The sequence below is a fragment of the Flavobacterium sp. NG2 genome, from assembly GCF_034119845.1.
In the GTDB taxonomy this organism is placed as follows: Bacteria; Bacteroidota; Bacteroidia; order Flavobacteriales; family Flavobacteriaceae; genus Flavobacterium.
This window is the reverse complement of the sequence record NZ_CP139420.1, coordinates 3,719,918-3,739,300: the sequence shown is the minus strand read 5'-3', so window position 1 is coordinate 3,739,300 and position 19,383 is coordinate 3,719,918. Positions and strand designations below refer to the sequence as shown.

15 protein-coding genes are annotated in these 19,383 nt (G+C 35.3%); 1 reads left to right on the top strand and 14 read right to left on the bottom strand.

Features of this window, described 5'->3' with window-relative positions; genetic code table 11:
* Positions 1-32: 32 nt before the first annotated feature.
* A complete protein-coding gene (locus tag SLW70_RS15015; protein WP_320889446.1) occupies positions 33-1,076 on the bottom strand; it encodes an aminotransferase class I/II-fold pyridoxal phosphate-dependent enzyme in 1,044 nt (347 codons plus the stop codon).
* Entirely contained in the window at positions 1,073-2,092 is a 1,020-nt protein-coding gene (locus SLW70_RS15010) for a dipeptide epimerase (protein WP_320889445.1), read from the bottom strand. Before SLW70_RS15010 ends, SLW70_RS15015 begins: the two co-directional genes overlap by 4 nt.
* Before the next feature lie 501 nt (positions 2,093-2,593).
* Here SLW70_RS15010 and SLW70_RS15005 point away from each other — a divergent pair.
* Positions 2,594-2,995, top strand: a complete 402-nt coding sequence (locus SLW70_RS15005) for an excinuclease ABC subunit B (protein WP_320889444.1) — start codon at positions 2,594-2,596, stop codon at positions 2,993-2,995.
* On the opposite strand, the gene uvrB is transcribed toward SLW70_RS15005, so the two are convergent.
* From uvrB to SLW70_RS14945, 12 genes are all read right to left on the bottom strand, one after another.
* Positions 2,992-4,983 (bottom strand): excinuclease ABC subunit UvrB, encoded by a 1,992-nt coding sequence (uvrB, locus tag SLW70_RS15000; protein ID WP_320889443.1) that lies wholly within the window; start codon positions 4,981-4,983, stop codon positions 2,992-2,994. The two genes, SLW70_RS15005 and uvrB, sit on opposite strands and share 4 nt — an antisense overlap.
* A gap of 93 nt (positions 4,984-5,076) precedes the next feature.
* Positions 5,077-5,397 (bottom strand): hypothetical protein, encoded by a 321-nt coding sequence (locus SLW70_RS14995; RefSeq protein ID WP_320889442.1) that lies wholly within the window; start codon positions 5,395-5,397, stop codon positions 5,077-5,079.
* 160 nt (positions 5,398-5,557) lie between these two features.
* Positions 5,558-6,523, bottom strand: a complete 966-nt coding sequence (gene rlmF, locus SLW70_RS14990) for a 23S rRNA (adenine(1618)-N(6))-methyltransferase RlmF (protein ID WP_320889441.1) — start codon at positions 6,521-6,523, stop codon at positions 5,558-5,560.
* Between the two features lie 210 nt (positions 6,524-6,733).
* Positions 6,734-7,396 (bottom strand): thiamine diphosphokinase, encoded by a 663-nt coding sequence (locus SLW70_RS14985; RefSeq protein WP_320889440.1) that lies wholly within the window; start codon positions 7,394-7,396, stop codon positions 6,734-6,736.
* Between the two features lie 222 nt (positions 7,397-7,618).
* The gene (locus tag SLW70_RS14980; protein ID WP_320889438.1) at positions 7,619-8,440 is read right to left on the bottom strand and encodes a DUF4249 domain-containing protein; all 822 of its coding nucleotides are present in this window, start codon (positions 8,438-8,440) and stop codon (positions 7,619-7,621) included.
* A 4-nt stretch (positions 8,441-8,444) separates the two neighbouring features.
* Complete coding sequence (locus SLW70_RS14975) at positions 8,445-10,853, bottom strand: TonB-dependent receptor (RefSeq protein ID WP_320889437.1); 2,409 nt, start codon at positions 10,851-10,853, stop codon at positions 8,445-8,447.
* 105 nt (positions 10,854-10,958) lie between these two features.
* Complete coding sequence (locus SLW70_RS14970; protein ID WP_320889436.1) at positions 10,959-11,789, bottom strand: DUF4249 family protein; 831 nt, start codon at positions 11,787-11,789, stop codon at positions 10,959-10,961.
* Between the two features lie 4 nt (positions 11,790-11,793).
* Positions 11,794-14,145 (bottom strand): TonB-dependent receptor, encoded by a 2,352-nt coding sequence (locus SLW70_RS14965; protein ID WP_320889435.1) that lies wholly within the window; start codon positions 14,143-14,145, stop codon positions 11,794-11,796.
* 429 nt (positions 14,146-14,574) lie between these two features.
* Positions 14,575-14,988: a PIN domain-containing protein gene (locus tag SLW70_RS14960; protein WP_320889434.1), complete on the bottom strand. Its 414-nt coding sequence runs from the start codon at positions 14,986-14,988 to the stop codon at positions 14,575-14,577.
* On the bottom strand, positions 14,985-15,233 hold the full coding sequence (locus SLW70_RS14955) for a DUF6364 family protein (RefSeq protein WP_320889433.1): 249 nt from the start codon (positions 15,231-15,233) through the stop codon (positions 14,985-14,987). Before SLW70_RS14955 ends, SLW70_RS14960 begins: the two co-directional genes overlap by 4 nt.
* A 713-nt stretch (positions 15,234-15,946) precedes the next feature.
* Positions 15,947-16,480: a hypothetical protein gene (locus tag SLW70_RS14950; protein WP_320889432.1), complete on the bottom strand. Its 534-nt coding sequence runs from the start codon at positions 16,478-16,480 to the stop codon at positions 15,947-15,949.
* A 405-nt stretch (positions 16,481-16,885) separates the two neighbouring features.
* The gene (locus SLW70_RS14945) at positions 16,886-19,123 is read right to left on the bottom strand and encodes an NADP-dependent isocitrate dehydrogenase (protein WP_320889431.1); all 2,238 of its coding nucleotides are present in this window, start codon (positions 19,121-19,123) and stop codon (positions 16,886-16,888) included.
* Positions 19,124-19,383 lie beyond the last annotated feature (260 nt).

The window sequence follows — 19,383 nt, the reverse complement described above, 5'->3', positions numbered from 1 at the left end:
TATTTTTTACAAAGGTACGTTTTAAAACCAATTCAAATCGATATATCCTCTTGGTATCGGTTAAGAATAGCGATTATTTTGTCTAAATCTTTCTTTTTGTGATTTGCTGTAAACACAATTCGATGTAAATCTTCTTTTAGATTGGCATATTTAAAATGAGTTACGATGATTTTATTGTCATGGAAAGCATTCTGTATCCCTTCAATTCTAGGGTATATGACGGGATAATTTGGATTGAAAGAAATATTTATATTTTGAATTAATTTTGAATTGATATAAGCTAGTTTTTTCTTCAGTTTTTGGTGTTGTTTTAAGTAGATGGATTTGGCGTCTGCAATGGTTTGTACAAAGGCAGGATTCATACCAGCACTAGAAACAAAGCTGTCAGTAGATTTAATTAAGTTGATAAATTCGCTATCTGCTGCGATTACACCTCCCGTTAAACCAAATGATTTTCCTAGTGAGGAAAGCATTATTTTTCTTTTAACGTTAGAATATTTGGTCGTTGAAAAAATACCACAGCCATTTTCTCCCAGAATTCCTAATGAATGAGACTCGTCAATTATTAAGGTTATTTCTTTATAAGGGGATATTTTTTTGAGAATAGATAAATCAATTGCTTCTATATTAAATGAGGGAACCGAATCTGTAAGGATTGTGATTCTTTCAGTAACAGTGTTGAGCAACCGTGGATTTAGTTTTCCATCGATATAAAAAGGGAGGCTGTTGTGACTTTTTAAAGCCGAGTGGGTATCGGGAAGGTAAAAAAAACAATCCGTTATTGAATCGATGGTTTCGACTACTAATTTTCCAGCTAACATGCCTGAAGATACTGTTAAGGCGGCATCAGCTCCTATGAAATTAGCCAAAAACTGTTCGCCCTCATCATAGGCTGTTAGTTTAATATTTGCGTTTCTAGAGCTTCCATAGGTGGTTCCCCAGCGTAAAATGTTTTTTAGAAGTATTTTTTGGAATTTTTTATGGCTTGGTAATCCCAAATAAGCTGTACCTCCAAAATACAAATACGATTGGTTTTCAATGGTTATTTTTCTGTCTGGAAATTGGGTCACTTTCATAATGATTCATTTAATAGGACACCAGTTCCATTTATATCAGTATAGTCAATTTTGCCATTTTCAATACGAACACCTTGAGCGATATCTTCGGCTAAAAGTAAAGGACCGTCCATATCCACATAATCCAATTGAGGTAATAAATGTGCAATAGCCGATATACCAACCGAAGATTCAGTCATACAACCTACCATCGTTTTAAGTCCTAGTTTTTTAGCTTCTTGTATCATTCGTCGAGCAGGAGTAAGACCACCGCATTTTACTAACTTTATATTTACACCATGAAAATGCTTATGACATTTGGCAACATCTTGTTCAATAATACAGCTTTCGTCAGCAATCACCGGTAGAACTGATTTTTTAAAAACTTCAGTATGTCCTTCCCAGTTATCTGCTTTTAAAGGCTGTTCTAGAAATTCCACCCCCATTTTTTGTAAAGCTAAGGCATTATTGATGGTTTCATCAACCCCCCAACCACAATTGGCATCGATTCTAAAAATGGCATCCGAATGCTTACGAAGTTCTTTTACGATTGCAATATCCTCATGAGTACCTAATTTTATCTTATAAATGGGCCAAGGTAATTCTTTCATTTTGGCTAACATTTTTGGAATAGAGTCAATACCGATGGTATAATTGGTTAAAGGATTTTTCTCGGGGTTATAGTGCCATAAATCATAGAGTTTCTTGCCTTTTTTACGCGCATATAAATCGGTGTAGGCCATGTCTAATGCACATAAAGCAAATAGATTGTCTTTAAGGTAAGGGTGGGTTTTGTTCCAAAATTCTTCAGGGGTTTCATTTGCAGTGGCTTCAATTATAGAGCGTAAAGCTTCTATGTCTGCTTTCATATTTGGAATAGTGATGTTGTAATAGGGGTTTGAAGTTGCTTCGCCAAAACCTGAAAATTCTCCATCCTTTAATTCAACGATTAATGAAGGTTGGATGTCAATAGATTCTCTTGATATTGTAAAGGTATGTTTTAGTTTTAAATCGAAAGCTCTAAGTATAAGTTGCATATATAATGGTATTGAGAGTTTTTTAATTGAAGATGGTTTAAAGTCTAAATGTAATAAATTAACCCGTTGGGTGTAATTATTTTTAAACACATAGGGACATAGTTTTTTATAGTTTTGATTAAGATGGTACACTTCAACATAGTAAAACATAGCTTTGTGACCAGTGACAAAAGGTCGAATTGACGAATCAATTGTGTTCTATTGCATCTTTTTTTATGATTAGATGTGTTTAATTTTTGTTTTTTATGTTATTAGCCCCAACGGGTTAAATTAAACTTAGTATATGATTTGTTTTGACCTAATTAGATTGTAATAATTGCGTTTTTTAGTTTGTTTTTGCTGTTAAAAAAGAAAGATAATACTTTGTAAATTTTAACGATTATCGTGTTTAAAATGCATTTTTGATAATAATGATAGCGTCTGAAAATTATATTATCGAAAAATCAATTGTTTTTTGGTAATTGTGAATAAAATGATAAATTAGCAAAAATTTAAAATTGCATGGATATCTACCAAGAAAAGAAGAATTTGCTTTTAGACATGATTGCCTACGCAACTGTCAATGGTCAATTAGATAAAAAAGAATTCGATTTCTTATTTATGTTAGCCAATACCTTGGACATTGAAAAGGGAGGTTTTATGGAATTGTTCTATAAAGGAACCACTTTGAAAATGATTAAAGATGAATCTGTTCGAATTCTACAATTTTACCGTTTGGCAATTTTAATGCAAAAAGATGGTATCTTATTTGTAAAAGATGCTACTGCAATTAAGCAATTTGCAATACATATGGGTGTGAATCTTGATGCTGTTAAAAAAGTACTTAAGAAAATGAAAGCGGCACCTGATACGCAAATAAGTATCAATGAATTATTGCGTATTTTCAAGGAAGTTGCTTATTAAGTTGTTTTTTCCTGTAAAGCTTTAATCTCATCTCTCAATTTAGCGGCCTGCATAAAGTCCAATTCTTTGGCGGCTTTTTCCATGGCTTTTCGTTTTTCGCGAATGCGTTTATCTACTTCTGTTTTCGATAAATATTCGGTTTCTGGTTCGGCGGCAGCATTTAAGGGGTATCCTAATTCGTGATCTACCAATGGATTTTTGGTAAAAGCACTATCGATTTTTTTATTTAAGGCTTGAGGAATAATATTATTCGCCGTATTGAAATTGATTTGTTTGGTACGACGGTATTCCGTTTCATCAATAGTTTTTTGCATGCTGGCGGTGATTTTATCCGCATACATGATTGCTTTTCCGTTGAGATTACGGGCGGCACGACCAATGGTTTGAGTTAACGAACGATGCGAACGTAAGAATCCTTCTTTATCAGCATCTAGAATCGCTACAAGGGAAACCTCAGGTAAATCAAGACCTTCACGCAATAAGTTGACTCCAATCAAGACATCAAACAATCCTTTTCGTAAATCCTGCATGATTTCTATTCGCTCCAAAGTATCCACATCCGAGTGGATGTAACGGCAACGAATCGAGACTTTGGTTAAGTATTTTGCTAGTTCTTCTGCCATTCTTTTGGTCAAAGTGGTTACTAGAACACGCTCGTCCAATTCACAACGTTGTTGAATTTCTTCAATCAAATCATCAATTTGGTTCAAACTTGGGCGAATTTCAATAACTGGGTCTAATAATCCTGTAGGGCGAATGACTTGTTCGACATAGACACCATCACATTTTTGCAATTCATAGTCGGCAGGAGTGGCCGAAACATAGATAACTTGGTTTTGCATGGCTTCAAATTCGTCAAACTTCAATGGGCGGTTGTCCATGGCAGCAGGCAAACGAAACCCGTATTCTACTAGGTTTTCTTTACGACTCCTGTCACCACCGTACATGGCATGCACTTGCGAAAGAGTCACATGACTTTCATCGACCACCATTAAATAATCTTTAGGGAAATAATCGAGCAAACAAAAAGGTCTTGTTCCAGCTTGTCTGCCATCTAGGTAACGAGAATAATTCTCGATTCCAGAACAATAGCCGAGTTCTCGAATCATTTCCAAATCAAAATTGGTGCGTTCTTCCAGTCGTTTGGCTTCCAGATGTTTGCCTATTTCTTTGAAATAATCGACTTGTTTGACCAAATCTTGTTGGATTTCCCAAATAGCGCCTTGTAGCACATCTGGTGAAGTCACAAACATATTAGCGGGGTATATGGTTAGTTTATCGAAACGTTCAATTACTTTGGATGTTTTGACGTCAAAAGACTCGATTTCTTCGATTTCATCGCCAAAGAAGTGAATTCTATACGCATCGTCTGCATAACTAGGATAGACTTCGACTATGTCCCCTTTGATTCTGAAATTTCCCGGTGTAAAATCGGCTTCTGTTCTAGAATACAAACTTTGAACAAGGTTATGTAGTAATTTGGTACGAGAGATCTCTTGGTCTCTTTCGATTTCAATTACATTCTTCTGAAACTCGACCGGATTTCCTATACCATACAAACAAGAAACTGAAGCTACAACTAGAATATCTCTTCGACCAGAAAGTAGGGAAGAGGTAGTGCTCAAACGCATTTTTTCAAGCTCTTCGTTGATAGATAAATCTTTTTCGATGAAAACTCCAGTTACAGGCATAAAAGCTTCAGGTTGGTAGTAATCGTAGTAAGAGACAAAATATTCTACCGCATTGTTTGGGAAAAATTGTTTGAATTCCGAGTATAATTGAGCCGCTAGTGTTTTGTTATGAGCCAAAACCAGTGTCGGTCTTTGCACTTCTTGAATTACATTGGCTACTGTAAATGTTTTTCCTGAACCTGTTACCCCCAATAGCGTTTGGTGTTCATCACCATCATTGATGCCTTGAACAAGTTTTTTGATTGCTTCGGGTTGGTCGCCTTTAGGCTGGTAATCGGATACGACTTGGAAATTCATCTAGTAAGGTTGCAAAGTGTTTAAGTTGCAAAGTTACAAAGTTTCTCCGCAATTCACGGGTAAGAGAAACGCAAAAGCTATGGAGTTGCAATCCTAGCTTTTCGACTTACTAAAAGTATAGATACCACCCATAAAAAGTACGGCCGCTAGTCCTAAATAAAGATAGCCTTGTTGTTTTCCTGATTCATTTGAAGCATCTATTTCAAGTCCTAAAACATTAATTTCTGCGGAGTTGTCTGCGATTTTATTAGTTCCAGTGTATCCTAGTCCTAGGCTTAGAATGATGAGTACCAAACCGATGAGTTTTGATGTATTCATAATAGTTTCTTTTTTAATTTTAACCAAGGTAAGGAACAAAACTCTAGTGGTAATTACAGGAATAGGATGAAAAGTTTCAATTTTGCCACATTTCATAAATGATGAAACTAGCTCTGCCCCAGATAGAAGCGGCAGCCCCGAGAATGTGGGCGCTATTTTTTACTCGCGCTACAGAGCGACCAGAGGAAGCTCCTGTAGTGGGATTGTAAAAAAAGCGAACGCATGGAGGGCTATAGCGAATAGCTGGAAATAGGCACTAAAAAACACTAGGTTTAGGCTCTTCAAAAGACCAGTCTGCTTGTTGTTTTTCGCTGAGGAAAGTCCAGGCTAGAATGCGACTTGTTTTCTGTCCTTGCGCCATATCGATGGTTTTGATAGAGGCTGCATTGACTTTGTTAAGTACTTTGTAAATGCTTTTTAGGTGTGATTGTTTGGCTACTAAAGTTGTGAACCAAAGGCACTGCATAGGGTATTTGGCACTTTCATAAATCATTTGACTAATGAAACGGAATTCGCCCCCTTCGCACCATAATTCGGCATTTTGACCACCAAAGTTTAAGATAGGCTTGGTGGTTTTTATATTTTCTAAGTTGTTGATTTTACGAATGCTTCCCTTAGTAGCTTCTTCTTGTGAAGTGTGAAAAGGGGGGTTACATAAGATGAAATCAAATTTGTCTTCGGGAGTGATGATGTTTTTGAAAATAAAACGAGCCTCAGTTTGTTGTTGTAAGCTGATTGCTTCGACTAATTTTGGGTTCGATTCAATGATACTGCTACAATTTTCAATTGCCACATCGTCAATGTCAGTACCTACGAAACTCCAACCGTAAATTGCATTTCCTAATATAGGATAAATGCAATTGGCTCCCACACCAATATCAAGCCCCTGAATAACAGCACCCTCTGGAATCACCCCATTGTTACAAGATGCCAATAAATCAGCAATATTATGAATGTAATCAGCGCGTCCCGGAATGGGAGGACATAGATAGCCTTTAGGGATATCCCAGTTTTGAATGTCATAATAGGTGATAAGTAAAGCCTTGTTTAACGCTTTTACGGCCTCAGGATTACTGAAATCAATGGTTTCAATCTGATGCTCGTTGATACCAACAAAGTTTTTTAATTCCGGATAGTTTTTGCTTAAAAGTTCAAAATCGTATCGAAATTTATGTAGGTTTCTTGGGTGTAAGTTGGTTTTTTCGGTAATTGTCTTTGACATCGCTTTTTAATTTCGGTGCAAAGGTAGGGATTTCAAATTTGTTTACACCTTAATACTTAGTTATTTGAGGGGCTAATCGTATTAAAAAAAGTCAAACACGAATTACACGAATTATCACGAAAAAAAAGCTGTGTAAATTGCACTAATCTGTCAGATACAGACCAAAATGGGGCTAATACTATTTATTTACCAATGAATTAATTTTAAGAATTAATCCATGCATTCCATCAGTAGTAAATCGCCATTTTCATGTTCGATTCGTACTATGCCGTCTTCGGCTACATGATTGCTGCTTCCTGTTCGATATCCTATCGTTAAACTGTCGCCTTGCAAAGGATAAAATAAGTTTTCAGAATGGATGCCGCTTACATGTCCAATTGGGATTAACGAAATAGGAGTGTTTTTGGGATACCATTTTTCAAATTTTGGAGGTAATAAAAACACCTTTGAGTGGTCGTCAAGAATCACAATTTTCAACAAATCACGGTAACGAACAATATTCGTTAAATTCGTAATGGTATGGTCGGCCCGTCTTCCCGTTGCCCAAACCACATTGACTGCGGGAATATTGCGTTCGATTAAATAGTCGAAAGCCTTCTCTAAGTCAGTTTTGTTTTGGTCTGGCGTATGTACAATTTCTATAGGATATTGTATTTCTTTATAATAATTAGCATCAAAATCACGGTCAAAATCACCCAGCAATACATCGACTTTGATTCCAAGGGCAATGACACGCTCAATAGCCGAGTCGAGTACCACCACAATAGGCGACCATTCGAGCAGTTGCCCTAGTAATTCAGGATTACAAGCAGCGCCATTGGCAATAATTAAAGCGGGTTCTTGGTCGTCTCGAACGATGTGATGTGAGGACATTTTGTTGATTTTGAAAGCAAATATACTTAAATAGGAATTAAAATGAAGCTGTTAAAAGTGATTAGAAGCTAATCCTGCTATCCGCTTTAGCCCTCCTTCCAAACGCTTTTTTTGCTAGGTCGTTACAGGAGCTTCCTCTGGTCGCTCTTTAACTCCCGCAAAAAATAGCTTTTGTTCAGTCGGGGCTGCCGCTGCTATCAGGGCTAACCCAACTGAGAATGTTTATTGTATAGTGTAAGTTCGGCTGTCTATTTCACTTAGATAAAAGTACCCTAGTGGATAATTGTCTTTATTGGTTGCGTTGATGATATTTCCACGAACCGTAGCTGGTGGTGATTGGAAAGGACCACCGCCACCACCGCCAGCGATACTAATAAGAACATTCATGTAATTATAATAGGTCTTAGAAATCCCGTAATGCGTTACTGTGATTTCGTCTCCTTTTTTAATTTCATCAGACTGTGATAAACTGAAAAAACGATTGCCTTGAAAGAAGGTATCTTCATCACCATAAAAGGATTGCGTGATTTTATCGGTATAGCTGTATTGGTACAAATAGTAATTAGTTTCGGCAGCAGGGTCCGTAAAGAATGTTTTAAGTTGAATGTCTTTTCCAGTGAAACCTCCTTCGTTATTTTGAACAATTTCTTCAATAGGTGCAACCGATTTCAATGTCTCGGTAGCGGTATAATTTACACCGTTTAGGTTGATGTTCAAGGTGTACTTTTCGTTAATCACAGGCGTAAAATTAGTGCATAGGTATTCACCTGTTTTACCAATTTCAACAAAATTGAAGGTCGTATTAGAACTGTTTTTAACAGTAATAATTGCGCCAGAGACCGTTGGAATTTGGCTACTATAAAATGAAGTGGTAGTTGTTAATTTTATTTTCTGTTCTTTTCCTGTTGTTCCTTTCTTCCATTTGATAGAGGCTTCAATAACTAATCTTGGAGTAGCAGTATCTAAATCGATATTTACTACTTCCTCGCAACTACTTAAGAATAGAGTTATTAATAATGCTATAAGTATGTTTAGCTTTTTCATAGTCTTAAAATTTAAAATTATAACTCACAGCAGGTACGATTCCAAAAATAGAAGTTCGCACGGCTTCATTTGCTCCTGTATCTGAGTTTTGTCTAAAATTGATAGAAGCAGCGTTCTTACGGTTGTAAAGATTATAGATGCTAAAAACCCATTCGCCTTTCCAGTTGCGGTCTTTGTTTTTTGTTGGAGTTAATGTTGCTGAGATATCAAGATGGTGGTAGGCGGGTAGGCGGCTTTCGTTTCTCAAACCATAGCTAGGAACAACTACGCCTTCGTACGTATATTGACCGTTAGGAAAAGTAGCTGGTTGTCCTGTTTGTAAAGCGAAATTGGCTCCAAAACTCCATTTATCATTTAAGTTATAGGCCGAAGTTACCGCTAGATTATGTGTTTTATCATAAACAGATTTGTACCAAGCGCCATTATTTATTCCTAATTCTTCAGAAGTTCTGCCTGGAGTTTGCTGTTCTGATCGCGATAAAGTATAAGAGATCCATCCATTCAGTTTTCCTTCATTTTTTTTCAACATCAATTCAAGACCATAGGAACGCATTTGTCCATTTAGAACAATTTGTTCAATGGCTTTGTTGGCGATTAAATCGGCGCCATCAATGTAATCCAATCGGTTTTTAATTTTCTTGTAATAAGTTTCTACTTCAAGGGTGTACATCTTGTCGTCGAAGTTTTTAAAGTATCCTAAAGCTACTTGATCTGCCAGTTGTGGTTTGATAAAATTGTCACTTGGCGTCCAAACATCAAGTGGCGTAGGTGAAGAAGTATTGGATATCAATTGCAGGTATTGCACCATTCGGTTGTAACTGGCTTTTAGGGAACTTTCGTCGGTAAGTTGGTATGAAACCGCAAATCTAGGTTCTAGGTTGTTGTAACTTTGTACGACTTTATTTTTACCATAAAATTCAGTGTCTATTGGAGTCGCTTTCACGTAAATCTGTTGGTCAGTATTGAATAGAATAGGATTGTTATCTGCGTAAATATTAACTGTTGACTGTCCCAATCGGTAAAACATGCTGTAACGTAGTCCATAAGTTACGGCAATTTTTTTTGAAATGTCTTGTTCTGCACTCAGGTATAAAGAAGGTTCAAAAGCATATTTTTTATCCAATTGGTCAAAATTAATTCCTGAATTGGCGTCTGATGGTTTTATTGTTCCTGGGTTGAACGAATAATAAATCGCATTGGCACCATAATTCAATTTGAATTTATCAGATAGGTAATGCTTGAAATCGTATTTGATATTGTAGTTTTTTATACCCGAATCCCATTTGAAACCTACAAAATCCAAGTCCAAACCATAATAGTAATCGCTGTAAATCAGTGATAAATTAGAGAATAATTTATCGGAGAATAAATGGTTCCAGCGTAGGTTGAGCGTTGCGTTTCCATAAGTGTTAGAAAAACTTTTGTTAATCGAAAACACATCACGACCAAAATAACCTGACAAATATAAATTGTTGTTGGGGTTGATTTTGTAACTCAATTTGGTATTCAAATCATAAAAATAAGCGGAGTTGTCTTTTTGATCTTCGGACAGTTTTAAAAACAGATGTGCGTACGAGCTACGTCCACCAATTAAAAACGAACCTTTGTCTTTTACGATAGGTCCTTCAACTAACAACCGACTCGAAATCAATCCAATTCCTCCATTGGCATGAAAAGATTTACTGTTTCCATCTTTTTGATAAATATCTAAAACTGAAGATGCTCTTCCTCCAAAATTAGCTGGAATTCCACCTTTATACAGTTTTAAATCTTTGATAGCATCAGGGTTAAAAACAGAGAAGAAACCAAATACGTGTGAAGAACTAAAAATCGTTGCTTCGTCCAGTAAGATTAAATTTTGATCGGCACCACCACCACGAACGTTAAAACCAGAAGCGCCTTCGCCAGCGTTGGTAACTCCAGGTAATAGCAAGAGTGATTTGATAACATCGACTTCACCCAAAACCACAGGCATTTTTTTGATAGATGAAATAGAGAGTTTGTTGACACTCATTTCAGGTTTACGGATTGATGTACTGTAGTTTTTAGCATTTACAACAACTTCATCGAGAACTTCAGCATTATCAGATAAATTAAAGTTAATCTTAGTGTTTTTATCTAATACCACTTTTTTAGATACCGACTGAAAACCGATGTAACTCACCAAAACCGTATAGGTTCCCTTAGGTAGTGTTATGGAGTAAAAGCCATATTGATTGGTGTTGATGCTGGATTGGGTCTCAGGAATATAAAGATTAACTCCAATCATTGTTTCGTTACTTTTATTGTCGGTTATGGTTCCGCTTAAAGTGAATTTTTGCTTAGCCAGTTCGCTTTCGCTCGTGCCTTGAGAAAAAATATTGAAACAGCTTAATAAAAAGAAAAGAAAAGCGATTTTTTTCGTATCAAACATAATGATGAATTTGAAACGCAAATTTGAGGAATCTATAAGTAATTAGCTAATAAACATGCATTAAAACTGTGTTAATTGTCAGAAGTTGTCATGAGTATTAATGGATTATTGAATGGTAAAGGTTTTTGTGTCAATTTCACTTAAAGAAAAATAACCTAATGGTGGTTGGTTTGGGTTTGTAATGTTTCGAATGTTTCCTTTTGTTATAACAGGAGGTGTTTGAAACGGGTTGTTTTCGCTGTTTCTAGAATTGCTTAATACAATATTCATATAGTTGAAATAACTGTTAGATATTCCATAGTGAGTTATCTCAACAGTATCTCCTTTTTTGAAATGGGTGTTTTGTGAAATACTAAAAAAGTCCAACCCTTGATAAAAAGTGTCTTCATTGACGTAGTAATCTTTTTTTGCTTGATTTGAATAGCTGTACTTGTATAGATAATAATTTTTTTCATTATCAGGGTCGGTATAAAAGGCTCTAATTTCTATTTCAGACCCCGTTATGCTCCCGTTATTATTTTGTTCAACTCTAGTTATTGGAGCTACAGGTTTTAAGGTTTCGGATGCGGTATACGTATTTCCATTATTGATGACGGTTAGTGTGTAACTTTCATTTAATACAGGGATGAAATTAGTACAAACATATTCTCCTGTTTGTGGGGATTCAATAAATGAAAAGCTAGTATTGGAGGAATTGTTTTTTATAAAGACGGTGGCACCAGAAACAACAGGTGTATTATTGTTGTAATAATCAGTGCTATTGGTGAGTTTGATTTTTTGTAAATTCCCATTTGTGCCTTTTCTCCAGTTGATGGAAGCTTCGATAACTAATCGAGGAGGTTCTGTAGTTAGGTCCACAATAATAGCCTCTTCACAATTGAAGAATAGCAATGTAAAAACAAGGAATATCGGTATAGTTTTTTTTAGTGTTATCATCCTATCAGAATTTAAAATTATAGGTAATAGCGGGAACAAATCCAAAAATGGAAGTTTTTATAGCTTCATTATTTCCAGTGTCTATATTTTGTCGAAAGTTGATTGACGAAGCGTTTTTTCGATTGTATATATTGTAAATACTAAAAACCCATTCGCCTTGCCAATTTCCAGTACTTTTTGTGGAGGGTTTAAGCGTGGCCGAAAAGTCTAGATGGTGGTAGTTAGGGAGTCTATCTTTGTTACGAGAACCATAAATAGGGGCAGAGATGTCTAAGTATTTGTATTGTCCTCGAGGGAAAGTTGTCGCTTGACCAGTTTGATACACAAAATTTGATCCTAAAGTCCATCTTTTTGAAATATCATAGGAAGCTGTTATGGCCAAGTTGTGAGGTTTATCATAAACAGAATTATACCATTCACCATTGTTAATTCCTGTTTCTTCAGGAGTTCTACCCGTAGTTTGCTTCTCTGATTTGGATAAAGTATAGGAGATCCATCCATTGAGTTTTCCTCTGTTTTTCTTGGCTAATATTTCAAGACCATAAGACCGCATTTGACCTTTTAATAGTACTTGTTCAATAGCTTTATTGGCAATCAAATCGGCACCGTCAATGTAGTCTAATCTGTTTTTTAGTTTTTTGTAATAGACATCAAATTGAAGTGAATAGTCGTTTTTGATAATTTTTGAATAACCAAAAGCAATTTGATCTCCAATTTGAGGTTTGATATACCGATCACTTGGCATCCAAACGTCTAATGGGGTAGGTGAACTAGTATTAGAGATTAAATGAAGGTATTGGGACGTTCTATTATAACTGGTATTTATTGAATTATTGTCGTTGAGTTGATATGAAAATGAAATACGAGGTTCTAGGTTATTATAGCTTTTAATGATTTTGTTTGTACTATAATCTTGAATACCAGTTGGTATTGCTTTTTCGTAGATTTTTGATTCAGTGTTGAAAATGACAGGAGAGTTATTCTCATATAAGTTGACTTTGGCTGGTCCTAAGTGATAAAAAATACTCTGTCTTAATCCATAAGAAAGCTTTATGTTTTTAAAAATGTCATGTTCTGCATTTATAAAATAACAATGTTCCAGCGCCATTTTTTCTTCTAACTGTTCGGTTGTTTTATCGATGTATTTTAAAGTGCCAGGATTGAAGAGGTAATGGTTGGTTTCTAATCCATAATTTAATTTAAACTTGGATGAAAACTGATTTTTAAAGGCATATTTGAAAGTGTAATTCGTAATATTTGAATTCCAATTAACTGAAATAAAATGAAGGTTTAAATTATAAAAGTAATCACTGTAACTAAAGGAAAGATTGGAATTCATTTTTTTTGAATACTGATGATGCCATTTTAAGTTTAAAGTTGTATTTCCATATTCATTGGTGAAGCTATTGTTTAGTTTAAATAAATCTCGGCCTAAATAACTGGATATGTAAATGTTGTTGTTTGAGTTGATTTTGTAGTTTATTTTGGCGTTAAAATCATAGAAGTATATGGAGTTGTTTTTTTGTTCTTCTAAAAGTTTTAAAAATAGATGGGCATAGGTTGTTCGTGCGCCAATTAAGAATGATATTTTGTCTTTCAAAATTGGTCCTTCTAGGAGGAGTCGGCTGGAGATTACGCCTATTCCTCCCTGCACATTCAATTTTTTATAATTTCCAGATTTTTGATTAATGTCTAATAGGGATGCAATTCGACCTCCGTAATTGGCAGGGATGCCGCTTTTATAGAGTTTTAAGTCTTTTATTATATCTGAATTGAATACTGAGAAAAAACCAAAAGCATGAGAAGGATTGAATATTGGGCTTTCATCAAGCAGAATTAGGTTTTGGTCTGTACCGCCTCCACGTACGTTAAAACCAGCTGAACCTTCTCCAGCATTAGTGACACCAGGAAGTAATAAAATTGATTTAAGAATATCTACTTCTCCAAGTACTGCGGGAATTTTTTTTATTGTTGAAATAGACAATTCAATTGTTCCAGCTGGAGTCAAAGTAGTTTTGTTTTTTACAACTATTTCAAAAAGGGCTTCTTCTCCTTTGGTTAGATTAAAGTCTAGTTCGGTATCTTTTTTTAGGTTTATTTTTTTTGTAATGACGTAGTAACCTATAGAACTTATTTTAAGAGTGTGTTCTCCTTGAGGAAGTTTAATGGAGTAAAAACCGTAATTATCTGTGCTTGTTTTTATATTAGCTTCAGGACTAAATATGTTTACACCTCTTAATGATTCATTAGTTTTAAAATCAGTTATTCGTCCAATAAGTGTATGGTAATCTTGTGAGAAAGATGAAATGCTAAATAGTAAAAAAAGAGTTGAAAAAAATGTCTTTTTTATTTTCATTTTTCTGTGGTATTAATGAAAAGAGCATCAATTTAAGTAAAATTTAACAATGTTGATATTTTTTTTATAATAAAGTATAAAAAAAAGACAACCGTTTCCGATTGTCTTTCTGTTGATGTTGAGTGTGTTACCTTGTTTAAGTGGTCTAAACAGCTGTTTTTGCAAAATGGAATTGAAAGTTTGGCAAGGACAGTAAGTAGTAAATGAGAAGATATGCTTTGCATTAACGAAAACTAAATTTTAGATAATACTTTGAGTTGATAAAGGTGCCTCAGATATGTATAATTTTCCCTTAGATATGATAGCGCAGTATGGAAGCTTCCAGACTGTGCTATCCGTACACGAGATATTTATTTGGAATTCGAGTGATTGGGTGGTGTGGATATTGCATAGCCTTTGGGGCTGTCAACTTGATTGGGTGATGTCCTTTTACGTTATGCTACTTAAATACTCCTCCGCTGTCATAATTGGAATTGTAGCATTTTTAAAGTCTTTTGCGTTTCTAGTTATAATTATGGAGCAGTTAGATTGTAAAGCGGAAAAATATTGAACAGCATCTTCAAAATCTTTGAAATTAGAATTCAACGCTTTGTCTATTGTTTCTTCATTAACCTCACAGACCTCGCAGATTATTTTAAACTTTCGAAGTTTATTCAGTACAGTTTCAGAAGGTTCATATTTATTTAAAACGTAATTAATTCTAGTAAATGAAAGTGGTGAAACAATTAGAGTAAGCTTTTTTTGGTCTGCCAAGGTTGCAACTTTGGCAATTGAATCAAAAAAAGGAACTCTTTCTCCCAATAAATCTAATATTACGTTAGTGTCTAAGAAGAGTCTGCTCATTTGTGTTTTTGGTCTAAATATTCAGCACGGTCTTTTTTATAATCATAATCAGCTGGAATTTTGATTCCAGAAGAAAGGCTTTTTACAAATGGTGAAATTTGGATATCATCAGTAGTTTTTTCTGAAGTCAAAGAATTAAGATAGTTTTCTATAATTCGGGATAAACTTACTTTTTTTTCAGCTGCGTAATGTTTCGCTTTTTCAATTACCTCTTGGTCAAGCTTTAATGTGAGTTTAGTATCCATAGCTTAAAAATGTTTATACGTACAAATATATGGAATTTGAACGTAATAATTATAAGTTTCGATTTTTTTCGATAACATCTCTGCTCTTAGATGTGTACCTAAAATTATTACAAGTGCTGCGCAAATGTCTTCGACTTTGCGCAATTTTAAAATTGTGTTATAAACGAAATCGTTCTAAAAGTCTCCTGACTTTTGCACAAAATATTATTTTTAAGAGTTTACAAATCGATAAAGCTATTAACCAATTATTGTCGTTTTGAGTCCAGTATCATTCGCTCAATGTAATTCACAAGATTAGTCAAAAGTCAGGAGACTTTGGGACGCATTTATTTAATAAGTCGATTTTTAAAATTTCGCAAAGTCTCATGACTTTGCGAAGCGGGGGTTGAATTTTTTTACGAAAACATCTCGCTTTTAGTAGGGCAAGAAAAAGGAGTTTGGTAATTGCGTAGAGTCCTATTTTAGGTTCAACTATTACTTTGAAGCGCCTAAGACAAAAAGGCTATCAATCCTTGACAGATATTTACATTGAACTAAATCATCATTTGGAGTTTATCCCGAAATAATTTCGGGAAACCGCCGAGTCTAGCCTGTCCCGATTCGAGGGATGACCCGCTTGGCCTGTCCTGAGCGAAGCCGAAGGACTCGGTGGTGTGAGAGGCGCACTCCGTTAGTTTCTAGCGGAGCCGTCTACTCGATTACCAGCCGTATTGCTATATAATTATAAATTTGTATGTTTTGATTGAATCATTAAGCCATTCGTCTTCAATGCAAGTTGTGACTATTTGAACCAAGTCATTTTTTGAATCCTTAAATAGCTCATTGTTTATTTTCTGTTGAACTGCCATTTTTTCTATAGAGTTTTTCGCAATTTCTATATTGTCTTTTGTGAAGCCTTCTCGCATAAGTTGACTTTCCAAAATCTCTTTATTTTTAGTTACGTCAATATAATTCTGTGACGCTTTCCTTATGCTAGCAGTAAGTTCTTTCTCTAACGGATAAATATTCGCTTTTATGCTTTTGAATTCCTCGATATTTTTCTCCTGTTTTAGCTCGCTATTATTTATTAAGTCACTTTGATTCAAAATTATCATACCATTTTTGTCAGTTTTAAAAAAGGAAGTTGTATAATAAGAATCATCATTATCGACAAAAATTTTAAAGCCAAAAAGAATATTTTCCATTGGGTTGCTATTTCCGAATTGGTTAATAGTCTGAATCTCTATTTTAGTTGGAATTTTCATCATATGGCTGGTAACTAGTTTATATGTATGACAAAATCATACAAAGCCACCCCAATATGGGTAGATATGTATGACAAGTTTCATACTTTATTTATTTCCAAATATATTATTTTTTTCTTACAAATCATCAAATGGATTTTTAATTGGTGAACACTTTTCGTACTTAGGAGCTTTGTGGTTCAATCGTTTTGCAGTTCGTCCTAATACAACAATCTATGTGTAATTATGGAAAACAAAACGTACTTAATGAGCCCCGATTGCAGCGAAAATCCTTTTCCTTTTTCTTTTAAAAAGGAAAAGATTGCAGCGGAAAGCGGGAGGGAGGGTAGTTATGAAAATAAGTGTTTTTGCTCCAAAAAAAAAGACAACCCTTTCGAGTTGTCTTTAGAATAGTAAGTGTAAAAACGATTAAGCCGTTTTCAATGTTGAAATTTTATCTAAAATAGTATTCAAAGTTGTGCTTGGGCGCATCGCCTTGCTTACTAAAGCTGGATTGGGTTGGTAGTAACCACCAATTTCTTGTGGTTTACCTTGTGCGCCAATTAATTCAGCGTTGATGGTAGCTTCGTTATCCGTTAATTCTTTTGCAATTGGAGCAAAGATGGCTAGTAAGTCAGCGTCTTTAGTTTGTGCAGCCAAAGCTTGTGCCCAGTATAAAGCCAAGTAAAAGTGAGAACCACGGTTGTCAATTTGACCTACTCTTCTAGCTGGAGATTTATCGTTTTGCAAGAAAGCATCATTGGCTTGGTCTAAAGTCTCCGATAAAACAATTGCTTTTTCGTTGTTTAAACTTTGTCCTAAATGCTCTAATGAAGCACCTAGTGCTAAGAATTCACCTAATGAATCCCAACGCAAGTAGCCTTCAGTTACAAATTGCTCAACGTGTTTTGGAGCGGAACCACCTGCACCCGTTTCAAACAATCCACCACCATTCATTAATGGAACGATAGATAACATTTTAGCAGATGTTCCTACTTCAAGAATAGGGAACAAATCAGTAAGATAATCACGTAATACGTTTCCTGTTACTGAAATCGTGTCTAGACCTTTTACAAGTCTTTCGCAAGTAAAATCAGTTGCAGCAATTGGATTTAAGATACGGATGTCTAGTCCAGTTGTATCGTGATCTTTAAGGTATGTGTTTACTTTTTTGATGATTTCTCTATCGTGTGCTCTTTTTTCGTCTAACCAGAAAACAGCAGGAGTATCAGATAAACGTGCTCTATTAACAGCTAGTTTTACCCAGTCTTGAATAGGCGCGTCTTTCGCTTGACACATTCTGAAAATGTCATTTGCTTCAACCGCTTGTTCCATCAATACGTTTCCGTTTACATCAACTACACGAACTTTACCGTTAGCTGACATTTGGAAGGTTTTGTCATGAGAACCGTATTCTTCTGCTTTTTGAGCCATCAAACCTACGTTTGGAACAGAACCCATTGTAGTTGGGTCAAAAGCACCATTCTTTTTACAGAAATCAATTGTTGCCGTATATACACCAGCATAACAACGGTCTGGAATAATAGCGATTGTATCTTGTTGTTTTCCTTCTTTGTTCCACATTTGTCCAGAAGTACGAATCATAGCTGGCATAGAAGCATCTACAATTACATCTGATGGTACGTGAAGGTTTGTAATTCCTTTGTCAGAGTTTACCATGGCAAGAGCAGGACCGTTTTCAATCGCTTGATTGATGGCAGCTTCTACTTCTGCTTGTTGAGCGTGACCTGCAATTTTTGCATACACATCTCCTAAACCGTTTTTAGTGTTTACACCAAGTTCAGCAAATAAGGCAGCGTATTTTTCAAAAACGTCTTTGAAATATACTTCAACGATAGCTCCAAAGATAATTGGGTCAGAAACCTTCATCATCGTTGCTTTCAAGTGAACAGAAAGCAATACGCCTTGTGCTTTTGCTTCAGCAATTGTTTTAGCAACAAAAGATTTTAAAGCATTCAAGTGCATTACTGAACTGTCGATAATTTCTCCTGATTTCAATGGAGTGCTAGCTTTAAGAACAGTAGTAGCACCGTCTTCAGCAACAAATTCGATTTTTACATCTGTAGCTTCCGCTACAGTCAATGATTGCTCACTTCCGTAAAAATCACCTTCGCTCATAGAAGCTACAGCTGTTTTAGAATCAGCAGACCAAGCTCCCATAGAGTGTGGATTCACTTTTGCGTAATTTTTTACTGCTTTAGGAGCTCTACGGTCAGAGTTTCCTTCACGTAAAACTGGGTTTACAGCAGAACCTAATATTTTAGCATATTTTGCTTTGATTTCCTTTTCAGCATCGTTTTTAGGATCTTCTGGGAAATTTGGAATTTTATATCCGTGTGCTTGCAATTCAGCAATAGCCCCTTTTAATTGAGGTACTGAAGCGGAAACGTTTGGTAATTTAATGATGTTTGCTTCTGGAGCAGTAGCTAGTTTTCCTAGTTCAGCTAAAGAATCATTCACTTTTTGGTCTTCCGTTAAAAATTCAGGGAAGTTAGCCAAAATACGAGCTGCAACTGAAATATCTTCGGTTTCAATTTCAATACCTGCAGTCGCTGTAAAAGCTTTAACAATTGGTAAAAAAGAATAAGTAGCTAACAAAGGTGCTTCGTCAGTTAATGTGTAAACAATCTTTGATTTTTGTGTCATTTTTTTAATTTTATAATCGTAGTCCTATGCATTTAAATAGTGAAAAGTATGCTTGCTTTGAATAAAGCCGTGCAAAGATATGTAAATCAGACTAAAATACAGACTCGTTTAACATAGAAATATCCGAATTGCGGGATAACTAACGACTTCGCTTTAAAATGTTATTTTTTTAATTATAAGGCCTTTATTTGAGAATTCTCTTTTTGGCTGTAGCCAAAACCAAAAAAAAAGTCCCGACAATGTCGAGACTTTTAGTATAA